This window comes from Allobosea sp. ASV33, assembly GCF_016428755.1.
GTDB lineage: Bacteria > Pseudomonadota > Alphaproteobacteria > Rhizobiales > Beijerinckiaceae > Allobosea.
This window is the reverse complement of the sequence record NZ_JAELTI010000076.1, coordinates 1-11,760: the sequence shown is the minus strand read 5'-3', so window position 1 is coordinate 11,760 and position 11,760 is coordinate 1. Positions and strand designations below refer to the sequence as shown.

At 65.6% G+C, this 11,760-nt stretch carries 10 protein-coding genes; 1 reads left to right on the top strand and 9 read right to left on the bottom strand.

The genetic code is table 11. From position 1 onward, the window contains the following. Positions 1-207: 207 nt before the first annotated feature. The 3 genes from JHD80_RS19490 to JHD80_RS19480 all read right to left on the bottom strand — a co-directional run bounded on the left by JHD80_RS19490 (position 208) and on the right by JHD80_RS19480 (position 5,332). Positions 208-1,158 (bottom strand): ligand-gated ion channel, encoded by a 951-nt coding sequence (locus JHD80_RS19490; protein WP_349237308.1) that lies wholly within the window; start codon positions 1,156-1,158, stop codon positions 208-210. 113 nt (positions 1,159-1,271) lie between these two features. Continuing rightward, positions 1,272-2,237, bottom strand: coding sequence for a cache domain-containing protein (locus tag JHD80_RS19485; RefSeq protein ID WP_199090815.1), 966 nt, complete (start codon positions 2,235-2,237; stop codon positions 1,272-1,274). Positions 2,238-2,254: 17 nt separating this feature from the next. After that, entirely contained in the window at positions 2,255-5,332 is a 3,078-nt protein-coding gene (locus tag JHD80_RS19480) for a S8 family serine peptidase (RefSeq protein ID WP_210339936.1), read from the bottom strand. A gap of 230 nt (positions 5,333-5,562) precedes the next feature. On the opposite strand from JHD80_RS19480, the gene JHD80_RS19475 reads away from it, so the two are divergent. Next, complete coding sequence (locus JHD80_RS19475; RefSeq protein WP_199090811.1) at positions 5,563-6,549, top strand: AraC-like ligand-binding domain-containing protein; 987 nt, start codon at positions 5,563-5,565, stop codon at positions 6,547-6,549. A gap of 281 nt (positions 6,550-6,830) precedes the next feature. Here JHD80_RS19475 and JHD80_RS19470 read toward each other — a convergent pair whose 3' ends face one another. The 6 genes from JHD80_RS19470 to JHD80_RS19445 form a co-directional block, all read right to left on the bottom strand. After that, positions 6,831-7,613: an amino acid ABC transporter ATP-binding protein gene (locus JHD80_RS19470; protein ID WP_282568414.1), complete on the bottom strand. Its 783-nt coding sequence runs from the start codon at positions 7,611-7,613 to the stop codon at positions 6,831-6,833. 17 nt (positions 7,614-7,630) lie between these two features. Continuing rightward, complete coding sequence (locus tag JHD80_RS19465; protein ID WP_199090809.1) at positions 7,631-8,308, bottom strand: amino acid ABC transporter permease; 678 nt, start codon at positions 8,306-8,308, stop codon at positions 7,631-7,633. 11 nt (positions 8,309-8,319) lie between these two features. Next, complete coding sequence (locus JHD80_RS19460) at positions 8,320-8,985, bottom strand: ABC transporter permease subunit (protein WP_199090852.1); 666 nt, start codon at positions 8,983-8,985, stop codon at positions 8,320-8,322. A gap of 67 nt (positions 8,986-9,052) precedes the next feature. Beyond that, positions 9,053-9,991, bottom strand: coding sequence for a transporter substrate-binding domain-containing protein (locus tag JHD80_RS19455; RefSeq protein ID WP_199090808.1), 939 nt, complete (start codon positions 9,989-9,991; stop codon positions 9,053-9,055). Positions 9,992-10,096: 105 nt separating this feature from the next. After that, positions 10,097-11,239, bottom strand: a complete 1,143-nt coding sequence (gene thrC / locus JHD80_RS19450) for a threonine synthase (protein ID WP_199090806.1) — start codon at positions 11,237-11,239, stop codon at positions 10,097-10,099. A gap of 284 nt (positions 11,240-11,523) precedes the next feature. Further along, the coding region (locus tag JHD80_RS19445) for an NrsF family protein (RefSeq protein WP_199090804.1) at positions 11,524-11,760 on the bottom strand (237 nt) is incomplete at its 5' end.

Below are 11,760 nucleotides of genomic sequence, written 5' to 3'. Positions count from 1 at the left end.
TTCGGCAGCAGCCGATGTCGCTCGCCTTTCAGGCAAATGGATGGCGCCGAAGTCCCGCCGACTTCAATGGACCGCCTGTGTCTGACAATAGTCTGCTGAAGCCTGCTTCCCGGTCACCCCAATCCGGCGATGTCGCCTGCGGCTTTGCGATGGTCCGAAGCGCGACCCGGCGAAGCGATCGAGGACCTCGAGCGGGCGAGCGAACGATCAGGGCAGGGCGCGGACCGCCGCCCCGACGCAGATGATCAACATCATTGCCGGCACCGCCCAGCGCAGATGCCAGCGCAAATCAGCGGCCTGGTCGCGCCAGCGGAAGCCGGGGTGAGCGATCGCGACCGAGAGCGCGATCTCGAACATCAGCACCACGACGAGATAGAGGTATCCGAGCGATATCATCTCGGCGACGGGGGTATTGAGGGAGATCGAGCCGGGAAACGAGGATTCGAAGGTGAAGCTGATCGCCGCCAGCGCCAGCAGCGACGAGAAGATCAGGCCTCCCTTGTCCTGCTCCTTCAAACCCGGGGACCACAGCACGAACAGTGAGACCGCTAGTACCGCGATGATGGGAACGAAGATCCGCAGATGGTAGCGCTCCGCATAGCGTGCGATCGTCACGGTCGCGTTGAGGCGCGAATAGGAGCGCGCGTTCCAGCCGATCGCGAGATCGTTGGTGAAGCGCAGGCCGACCGGCCGCCAGTCGACGACCGAGAGCGTATCCTCGACGCCTGAGAAGGGGCGGTCCGCCTCCGTCGTCAGGACGATCGCCTCCTGCTGTGCATAGCGCGGGAGCGAGAGCCCGATCGTCAGGCTCTGACGGTCGAAAGGAAAGGCGTCCATGTTCATCCGAAAGCGGAAATCGCTTTCGAAGCGCTCGATCAACACCACCTCGCCATCGGCATGCACGGAAAGGGCGACGATGCGGGCGTCCTTGTCTCCGATCTGGTTGTCGAGCGCGAGACCGGGCGACCAGATGGTCTTCAGATAGTCGTCGGCTTCCTCGCCGACCCGATCCTCGCGGGCAAGGCCGCGCGCGACCGCATCGAAGGCAAGGCGCGGGTCGCGCCAGCGTTGGGTCAATTCGAGATGCAACCGTCCCTGCCCGGAGACTTCCTTGATCTCCAGGACATTGAGCACGCGCAGCGCGATATGGACACGCACGGGCAAGCCGAAAGCTTCCGGCAGCGTTGCCTTGCCGTTGTTCGTCCTTTCCTCCCCCCAAGCGCCTTGAGCGAGGCCGACAAGGATCAGGGGGAGGAGAAGCAGGCGCCAGATCATGACACGGCCCGCCGCGGGCGCGACAACACGAGAAAGCCGACAAAGGCGAGTATCCCGCCGCAAAGGGCGATGACCCATAGTTCGGTGCTCAGTCGGCTCCAGTCGGACCGGGGCTCCTCCTTGAGCATCAGGACGGTTCCGACCAGTTTGCCGGAGAAGTCGACCAGTGGCTGGCTCATGAAGGCATAGTTGCGCTCGCCGATCCGCCTGCGGCCGAACTCGATATCCCGCTGCGGCTGCGTTCCCTGGGCGCGCAGCAGATTCAGGAAAAGCTGGTCGTCGGTCGATGCCATGATGCTGAGGCCGCCGATCGAAGGCAGCTTCGGGTCGAGCGCGACGCCGGTGAGGGAGGCCGCAGCGACAACCGCAATCTCGCTGTTGGTCGCCGTCTTGACGAGCTCGATCAAGGGCCTGATGTCGAGCCCGACCTCCATCGTCCCGAAGAACTCCGAACCCCGCTGGACCAGAGCGACGCCGCGGATGCCGATGCCGGCGATGCCGATCTCGATCCCGGTCTGGGCGCGCCGCAGCCGGTTGGCCGCCACGATCATAGCCCTGAACGCGGATATGTCGTCGCCATGCTGATCGGGGCGATGCATGCGCAGCAGATAGCGCAGCTCCCTGTCGTGAAAGCCGAAGATCTGCACGTTCGCCTGCCGGCTGAGATATTGGTAGGCGTCCTGGGATAGGGCCTGCAGCCGGATGCGATCCTCGGCGGCGAGCGCGTCGCGAATATCGGCATTGCGCGCGAAGGATTCGGCGAGCGAGAGCGACGACTTGGCCGCCTGATCGAAACTCGCGCCGAGCAAGGTGCCGACGAGCCGCATCTGCTCCTCGCGGCTGCGCGCCGCGACCTGCTCGACGCTGCGATGCTGGTGCCAGAGCATGGCCCCGAGGATACAGGCGAGGAGGAGAGCGGGCAGGCCGGCGCCCAGCAGGCGTTGCGCGAAGGAGGACGGCATGGGCATCTCCGGTCGGCCTACCAGCGTGTCATCGCCTGGAAGGAGAAGCGGTGGGTCGTGGCGCCCAGCCGCAGGTCGCCGTCATAGGAACCGGCCACCTCGATCTGCGGGGTGACGAAGCCCGACAGGCTTGCGCCGATCACCGCACCATCCCGCGCCGCGCCCGGGCTCCGCGTCACGATGCCCGCACCCAGCAGGCTCGCCTGCAGGACCGCGACGTTGTCGGCGAACTCATGGGACCAGTAGGCCTTGAGGTCGAGGCGCAGCTTCGCCTCGCCGGCCGGGGGCGTCGACAGCCGGGCGCCCGCCAGGGACCTTGCAGAGGTCTGGTTCTGGCCGCGCAGGGTGAGCGCGAAAGCCCCCGCCTGCGTTTCGGTCAAACCATCCTGCCGGGAGTGGTGCAGGCTGATCCCGGCTTCAGGCGACAGATCGAGGCCCGCTAGGGAGGCGAGGCGATATCCGGCGACGGCATTGCCGAAGAAGCCGTAGCTGTCGGCCTCGCCATGGGCGACCCGCTGGGCATTGCCGAGCTGGATGGTCCTGCGAATATCCGTCTTGCCATAGCTGGCACCGATCGAGCCCCGCAGGGTCAGGGCTCCGAAATCAGTCCGGCCATAGGTCGCCAGGCTGTAGCTGTCGAGCGCGACGCGACCGGTCGCATCGGCCTTCGGGTCTCCGTTCGAGCGTGTGTATCCCAGGGCGGCGCCGATCGTCCCGGCCCTGAAGGCGGTGGTTTCCGCACCGATTAGGGCGCCGGCGAGGCCGAAGCTCGAGCCCATCCCGTTCGCGTCCGCTCCCGTCCGCCCGAAACCGTAGAGGGCCTGCCCCCAGAGCGCGCCGTCCTGCGCCGGCTGCATCCGCTCGGGCCGCGCCGAAGCGCTGCCAAGGCCGGCATAGCCCGCCGCTCCCAGCCCGGTGAGCTGGTCATATCGGGAGGACCAGCCGGCCGTCAGGCGCTGATCGAGGGCTGCGCTCACCGTCCGCTGGGCGTTCATGGCCGCCATGCGGGCATCGGCATAGCTTTGCCCCGACAGCGAACTCAGCGTACCGGGAAGCGCGCCTGCGCCAGCCGTGTAGAGTGCATCGAAGACTTCCTGCCGGGCGGCATCGGGGCGCGTCCCGGCGGCGGGCCGCACAAAATCGAGCGCCCTTGCGACGGAGGAAGCATTGCCGTTCAGGCCTGCGAGCGCGGCATAGGAGCCGGGCGTCACGACCAGCGACAGCCCGCTGGCACCATAGAGGGCGTCGAAGCGGGTATTGGCCGGCAAGCCATTGGCCGGCTGGTCCAGCCCGGTGAAGCTGCCGCTCAGGCCTCCTTCGGCCGTCAGCACCCGGAAGGCGGTGCCGGACACGGGCGTAAAGCCGTTGCCCGCATCGCCGCCGATGCCGCGCAGCACGGGGGCGATCCGCCCATCGACGGTGACATGTCCAGACGCGCTCTGTGCGACGAGACGCGAATAGTTGCCCGCACCGTTGCCCGTGCCGGTTCCGTCTATCTCGAGGACGAAGCGGTTGGTGCCGCCGAAGCTCACCGGCCCCTTGACGAACAGCGCGCCGGGGGAGTTGCCGGGCATGACCGTGCCGGCGCTGAACAGGCCCGCGTCGATCGAGCCCGTGCCGCGCAAGGTGCCCTGCTGGCCGATGGAGACCGTCGAAGCAACGGAACCGTTCAGCGCAAGCGTTCCCCCAATAACGGAGGTGCCTCCCGCATAAGTGTTGCGACCGCTCAGCTCGAGCCGGCCTTCGCCGCGCTTGACCAGCCCGCCCGCGCCGGTGATGTCGTTGCCGAAGGTTGCCGAATAGCCCTTGGTGTCGACGTCGAAGGTCTGCATGAACTGGCCGGGGCCACGCACCGCCTTGCCGACATTGAGCAGGCCCCAGCCATAGATCTCGGGCGAGCCCAGATCGGTCGCCGTGGTGAGGATGGACTGGACCACCTGCGGCGCGGTCATGAACGGAAACGCCTCGCGGACGAGGGCGGCCGCTCCCGCCACATGCGGAGCGGCCATAGAGGTTCCGCTGGACAGGTTGTACGGTTCCGTCGGCGAGCTGCCATTGGCCGGCGTCACGGTCGAAAGGATGCCGACGCCGGGCGCCGCGAGGCACCACGCGGCGGCGATGCCGCAATAGTTGCTGAACGATGCGATCTTCCGATCGCGGTCCACCGCGACGACGGCGATCGTATAGGGCTGGAGATCCGAATAGTTCAGGCTGCTCGCGTCGAGCTGGTCGCCGTTGCCGTCGAGGAAGACATAGAGATTCTTGCCGGCGTTTTCCGGACGGATCGCGGGGTAGAACGCCGCCCCCGTCGGATTGCGCGCGATCACCGGCTGGTCCTCGCGCTCGTTGCCGGCGGCGAAGACCATGACCATGTCCGAAGCGCCTGCCTGACGAATGGCCGAGACTTCGGCGGCGGTGCCGTCGACATGGTAGGGCTGGATCGGGACGAGGCTGTAGTCCGGATTGGGGCTGCCGTCCGGCAGGGTCAGCGAGGGATAGACGGGGCCATAGCTGCCGTTCAGAACCTTCGCGCCCTGCTCGCTCGCATAGCGGATGGCGGCAGCCGTGTCCCCCCCGCTCGGGGTGATCGCGCGCAAGGCCAGGATTTCGGCATTGTAGGCGACGCCCTGCATGCCGTTGCCATCTCTCGCAGCAGCGATCGTCCCGGCCACATGGGTTCCGTGCGAGAACCTGTCCCGATCCAGGATGTCGGCCGGGTCGGGCAGGTCGAAGCCGAAATTGCGGGATAGGGGCGAGAGCCTGCCGGCAAATTCGGAATGCGTCGGGTCGATGCCGCTGTCGACTACCGCCACCAGAACGCCTTTTCCGCTGAGTCCAAGCGCGTAGGCGTCCGCGGCGTTGGTCTGCGCGAGGCCGTAATTGGCGTTGTACTCGGGCGTCATGAAATACGCGGGCGCAGGGATCATTGCGGCACGCGGGAGGTTGCGAGCGGGGCGGCCGAAGAACGCGTCCGGCAGCGCGGGCAGATCCGAGGCCGAGGCGACAGCCGGCATTAGAGCGGCAAGAAGCGACGCCGCGCTTGCACCGAGGAAGGCAGAGCGAAGAAGGATTCGGCGCGCGGCGATCGTCGGCATAGGCAAGGCTCATCAACGTCGTCCACCAAGGGTGGACCGGTTGATCGGCGCGTAACATGGAACGAAAACCGGGGAGACGCTGGACAGGCGACGCTGCGTCCCAATCATCCGGGCCAGCGTATCAGAGCTCTTTCTTCGACATCTTTACGTTATCGCAGCTCTCTCTTGTCTAGAAAAACCGCGCCGATGCCTGGTAACGGGCAGTGCTGCGAGAGGGGGCAGGCTGGGCGATGGGCAGGGAAGGCGATCAGGCGCGCCAGCTTTTCGGGAGCTGGCGTGAGACCATTGCACCGATCTTCGATGTGCGCCCGCTCGCCGGCGACTGGGATGCCGGTTTCCATGCGGAACTCGATCGGCACCACTTGAGCACGGCACTGGTCGGGCAGGTGGCGACGAGCGCCCAGCATTACGAACGCTCGGAAAGCCTGATCGGCGCGGTCGGCGTCGACCACCTGCTGATCCAGCGCTACGAGGCCGGGCATACGACGCTCGACCTGGATGGGGAGGAGGTTCATGCCGGCCCGGGCGATGTCCTGGTTTTCGACCTGTCCCGTCCGGTACGGTCGCATGCCACCGACATGCGGGCGGTCAACCTGGTGTTGCCGCGCAGTCTGCTCGCGCTCGATGCCGGCAGCCTGGACCGGGTGCATGGCACTGTCCTGTCCGGAGCAAGCCCGCTCGGTTCGCTGGCCGGCGACCATCTGCGCAGCCTGCTGAAGGCGGCACCCACGCTCGAACCGGCAGCAGCCTCCGATATCGCCAAGGCCAGCGCGCAACTGCTATCGGCCTGCCTGTCGCCGACGCTGTTGCGCGACAGAGACGCCCCGGCAACACTGACGGCGAGCCTGGCCATGATCTGCCGCTTCATCGACCGGCGGATCGGCGATCCCGCTCTTGATGCCCGGATGCTCTGCAGCGCGTTCGGCTTGTCGCGCTCGGCGCTTTACCGCCTCTTCGCCCCGATCGGCGGCGTTTCGGACTATATCCGCCGGCGCCGTCTGGCGCGAGCCCGTCTGGCGCTCAATGCTTCGGCGCGCGGGAGAGGCGGTATCGGAAGGATTGCACGCCAGTTCGGCTTTTCCAGCGATGATGCTTTCTCGCGCGCCTTCAAGGCGCAGTACGGCATCGCGCCACGCGACGCCGCGCATCTGCGCCTATCGTCAGCGCTCGAAGCGGGCGATGACAGCCTGGCGAATTGGCTCCGGCAGCTGGCTTAGAAAGCAAGCCTTGTCGAACCTGCCATCGGCGACGCCTTCATTGGGAACAGCCTGGGAGATCCGCAATACGGCAAAGTGCCAATGTGCGAAGATGGCGCGTAGCGTAGCCGAAAGATCGACGAAACGAGCGATGCCGCGCCCCAATGACCGGCTGGGACGCAACGCTCAATGCCGAACTTATGGAACAGCGCCTCAGCCGCTCGCCCATCATCGCGCTTCGTCTGGCGACAGGCGAAAGGACGCTCGGCAGACAAGGAAGCCGATGTCGACCTGGATTGGGCTCAGCGGCCGAAGATCCCGTGGAAGCGGCCGAGGAAGCTACGGAGGCGTTCGCTCTGCGGATTGTCGAAAACCTCGGTCGGGGGCCCGGCCTGTGCGACGCGCCCTTGATCAAGAAACAGGACGTGATGCGACACGTCGCGGACAAACAGCATTTCGTGGCTCACCAGCAGCATGGTCATCCCCGACTCCGCGAGGGCTTGCATGACGCTGAGAACCTCGGCCACCAGTTCCGGGTCGAGAGCGGAGGTGACCTCGTCGAACAGCAGCAGGCGCGGCTGCATCGCAACGGCGCGCGCGATCGCCACACGCTGCTGCTGGCCGCCTGAAAGTTGATAGGGATAGTGGTCCCGGCGTTCGCCGAGGCCGACGCGGGCGAGCCAATGGCCGGCGATGTCTTTGGCTTCGGCATGGTTCTTCCCGAGCACCTTGGTCAGGCCGAGCATGACGTTCTCGGCCGCGGTAAGATGCGGAAACAGATTGAACTGCTGGAAGACCATACCGATGCGGGCCCGCTGGGCCGAGACCATGGTTTCGTTGAGGCGCTTCCGCTTTCCCCCGATCATCCGGTAGCCGATCGGGTCGCCGTCGAGCAGGATTTCGCCGCCATCATGCTCTTCGAGCAGATTGACGCAGCGCAGGAAAGTCGTCTTGCCGGAGCCCGAGGCGCCGATCAGCGAGACGACCTGCCCTTGCTGGACGGTGAGGTCAATGCCCTTGAGCACCTCGATCGCACCGAAATGCTTGCGGACATTTGTGGCCTGAAGCAGCGGTTGCTCGGTCATCGATGGCAATGTCCCGTTCAGTAACGCAGATAGGAGGTTTTGCGTTCGAGCAGCGCGCCGAGCTGCGCCAGCGTGAAGTTGACGATCAGATAGAGCACCGTCGCCAACAGGTAGAACTCGACGATCATGTAGTTGCGCGCCATCTGCTGTTGTGCCGACAGGAGCAGCTCCACGACGCCGATGATCGAGAGCAGGGTCGTGCCCTTGACCACTTCGAGGCCGGTATTGACCCAGGGCGGCAACATGCGCCGGAAGGCCTGCGGCAGGATCACATATCTCAGCCGCTTGCCGAAGGTCAGGCCGATCGCCTTGGCCGCCTCCATCTGGCCGGCCGGCACGGATTCGACGGCGCCGCGGAAATTCTCGGCGACATGGGCGGTCGCGAAGGCGCCGAGCGCGATCACCCCAGCCCAGAAGGCGGCGACGTTCACGCCGAACAGGGCCAGGCCGTAATAGGTGAAGAGGATCAGGACCAGAACCGGAATGCCGCGCATCAGGTCGACATAGAGCCGGGAGAGCAGCCTCAGCCACCACCAGCCATAGCTCAGCGCGACGCCCATCGCGATGCCGCAGACGGTCGCGATGACAATGCTGAAGGCCGAGCTCAGGAGCGTGACGCCGAGACCCGATGCCAGCGAGGCGCGGGCCTGCCAGGCCTCGAAAAGGAAAGTGCCGGGAGCCATCAAGGAGTCCATCGCCGGGTCACCTAGCGGATCGAAGCGTAGCGCCGTTCGACCTGGCGCAGCAGAAGGGCGATGATGTAGGCCGTGGCGAGATAGAGCGCGCTCGCGGTCAGCCACACCTCCATGACCCGGAAGGTGTTGGCGTTGATCTGCCGGGCGACAAAGGTCAGTTCCGGCACCGCGATGGCTGCGGCGAGCGAGGTGTCCTTGAAAAGCGAAATCAGGTTGTTGCTGACCGCCGGCAGCGTGATGCGGAACATCACCGGCAGCACGACATAGACCTGACGCTGCCAGGGACGCAGGCCGATCGCCTTAGCCGCCTCGACATATTGTTTCGGGATCGAGGACAGGCCCGAGCGGAAAACCTCGGACATATAGGCGCCGGCATAGAGCGAGAGCGAGAGCACGAAGCTCTCGAACTTGTTCAGGAAGGTGATGTTGAACTCGGGCAGACCGAAATACAGGAAGAAGATCAGCAGCAGCAATGGCGTGCAGCGAATGAATTCGACATAGGCCCAGGCCGGCAGCGAGAGCCACTTCTTCGTGGAGAGGCGCGCATAGGCCGACAGGAGGCCGATGATGCAGCCGATCGCCAGCGAGATTACGGCGAGCAGGAGGCCGAGCAGAAGCGCGTCGGTCAGCTTGTCCCAGTTCCGCGTGATGACGGACCAGTCGAAATGATAGTCGATCATTTAGGCCGCTGAGGTCCCGAAAGCGGCGGGCCGGGAAGCGGCCCGCCGTCGTCGCAGGAAGGGGTCAGGCGAATTCTTGCGGGAAGCCGACCTTCGGGATGGGCAGCTCGATGCCGAACCATTTCTTGTAGGAGGCGGCGAAGTAGTCGAAATCGACCCCCATCATCGCCTCCTTGTAGACGGTGTTGACCCAGTTCAGCCAGGTCGGATCGCCGGGCTTCACCGCGGATGCGTAGGAATTCGGCATCCAGCCAAAGCCTGCATCGACGAAGCGGCCGGGAGCCTGCTGCATCAGCCAGCGCATGGCGGACTGGTCCTGCATCGACGCATCGATCCGGCGCGCGTTCAGCGCCTGCATCGCGGCGTCCGGGCTCTCGAAGGCGTCCACCTTCGCGCCGGGTAAGGCCTTGTGGATCCACTCTTCGAGGAAGACATTCTGCATGCCGCCGATGCTGACGTCCTTGCCGGCGGCCTTCAACTCCTCGTAGTTCTTGTACTTGCCGCCGCGCGCCAGCATGAGCAGGCCGACGCCTTCGCGATAATAGGGGATGGTGAAGTCGACCTGCTGGGCGCGGCCGGCGGTCACCGTCATCCACTGCACGACAATATCCACCTTGTCGGTCACAAGGCTCGGAATGCGTGCATCGGAGCCCTGCAGGACGAACTCGACCTTCTCGTAATCATCGAACAGTCCCTTGGCCAAGAGCCGGGCGAGGTCGATGTCCATGCCGACGAGCTTGCCGCTGGCATCCTGGAAATGCCAGGGCGGGTTGGTGCTGCCGGTGCCGACGATCAGCTTGCCGCGTTCCTTGATCGTGTAGAGCTTGCTCTTGGCCACCGTCTGGGCTTGGGCGACCGCCGGGGCGGCCAAGAGGCCGGCTGCGGCGCCGACCGCAGCTCCTGCAAGTCCGAGCCCGAACAGGCTGCGTCGCTGAAGCGACAATGCTTCCTCTTCCGGAGGGATCGCGGCATCAGCCAAAGCCTTGTCGTCATGAATGCTCATTCCGAACCCCCGCTATTTGATTGTTGTTCCCGATCGTAGCGTGGCAAGAAGCCCATTGGATGGAAAGCCGAATAGTGAACCGTAGCAAGTGAAATTCTGGGCAGCTCAGCTCATCCCAAGAGCAGCCTCGCAGATCCGTGCAACGGCAGCGGTATCCGTCGGATCGTCGACGCGATGCGTATGGACAGGCAGGTCCTGGTAGACCTTGCCGTCCTTGAAGCCGTGACCGGTCACCATGCAGACGACCCGCGCATCGGCGGGCAGATGGCCCTCGGCCCAAAGGCGCGGCAGGGCCGCGATCGGGCTGGCGCCGGTCGGCTCGGCATAGATTCCCTCACTGCGCGCGAGGAGCTGCATCGCCGCGCGTAGCGCGTCGTCGCTGACCGCGATCGCCCGGCCGCCGCTCTGGCGCACCAGCTTCAGCGTGTAGGTGCCGTCACGCTCATATCCGATCAACGGATCGCTGATGCCGGACGCGATGGTCTGCGGCGTGCCCCAAGCGTGGACTTGCTCTCGTCCCTGGTCGAAAGCCTGTACGATCGGCGCGCAGCCTTCCGCCTGCACTGCGATCAATCGCGTGGTTGCGCCGGCATCGGTCACGCCCTGCCAGATGCCCTTGACCAGCGGACCGCTGCCGGTGGGCACCAGGACATGGCTCGGAGCGCCGCCCAGTTGCTCGACCAGTTCCGTTCCGACGGCCGTCAGGCCCGCGACCGCATAGGGGTTGATGAATGTCGTGGTCAGATTGGCGAAGCCGTGCTGCTCGGCCAGGGCGAGAGCGAGGTCGTAGGAGCGGCTGTAATGGCCTTCGACCAGCAGCAGGATCGCTCCGTGGGCGGCGATCTGCGTCACCTTTCCCAGCGGTGTATGGGCGGGAACGACGATCACGGCGGGAACGCCGGCGCGCGCGGCATAGGCGGCCGTCGCAGCCCCGGCATTGCCCGAGGAGGCGCAGACGACTCTGCGCACGCCCAGAGAGAGTGCCCGTCCCAGGGCGCTTGCGACCAGGCGATCCTTGAAGGAGCCGGAAGGGTTGCGTGTCTCGTCCTTCAGCCAGATCTCGCCGGAGAAGCCGGGCAGCGAGGCCTCGATCCGCGCGGCGCGCAGCAGCGGCGTGACGGTCTCGCCCAACGAAACCCGCGGCGTACCATCGTCGCCGATCGCCTCGAGGATGCCGCCACAGGCGTCGCAGCGATACAGCAACGCCAAAGGGTGGGGTTTCGAGCAATCGACGCAGCGCAGTTCCATCAAGGCACCTCTCCGGTTGACCGATCAAAACGGAGGCGTAGGCGTCTCGCAACCGTGAGCTGTCAAACGGCACAGATAAAGCGCCATAGCGACGACGTGACGATCGGGCGTGAGGGTGGTGTCGTCGGACGTTCGCCGGACCAACCGGTTCCTTCGATTGGTTGACCGAAGTACCCGCGATCAGGCTCATCCGACTTTCTTTTCGAACGCGATCTGGCCGATGCAGCCGATGACCGTGCGTCTGCGAGATCAGGTCACCATTCGTCGTGCCGTGCGGGCTCGTCTCACCAGCGCAGGAAACGCGGCAGGATGAGCGCGCCGAGTGCGGTCATGATCGCGGTCGCGACCGTGTACCAGGTCGCCAGGAAGGGTGCGGCATCGTCCGGGCAATGCAGGCTGTAGGCGATCGTGGCGAGCCCGGCGGAGGCGAGGCCGGCGCAAGCCCCGGTCAAGCTGCGGTCGACCGGTGCGCCGCGCCGTGCCAGCAACAGCAGCACGACGAGCGGAAGCAGCGCATAGAG

What these genes read in the sequence shown, in the direction of transcription:
- JHD80_RS19455 (WP_199090808.1), bottom strand. Translation starts at nt 9,991, where the DNA reads ATGAGCATTCATGACGACAAGGCTTTGGCTGATGCCGCGATCCCTCCG.
- JHD80_RS19485 (WP_199090815.1), bottom strand. Translation starts at nt 2,237, where the DNA reads ATGCCGTCCTCCTTCGCGCAACGCCTGCTGGGCGCCGGCCTGCCCGCT.
- JHD80_RS19465 (WP_199090809.1), bottom strand. Translation starts at nt 8,308, where the DNA reads ATGGACTCCTTGATGGCTCCCGGCACTTTCCTTTTCGAGGCCTGGCAG.
- JHD80_RS19470 (WP_282568414.1), bottom strand. Translation starts at nt 7,613, where the DNA reads ATGACCGAGCAACCGCTGCTTCAGGCCACAAATGTCCGCAAGCATTTC.
- thrC (WP_199090806.1), bottom strand. Translation starts at nt 11,239, where the DNA reads ATGGAACTGCGCTGCGTCGATTGCTCGAAACCCCACCCTTTGGCGTTG.
- JHD80_RS19480 (WP_210339936.1), bottom strand. Translation starts at nt 5,332, where the DNA reads ATGCCGACGATCGCCGCGCGCCGAATCCTTCTTCGCTCTGCCTTCCTC.
- JHD80_RS19475 (WP_199090811.1), top strand. Translation starts at nt 5,563, where the DNA reads ATGGGCAGGGAAGGCGATCAGGCGCGCCAGCTTTTCGGGAGCTGGCGT.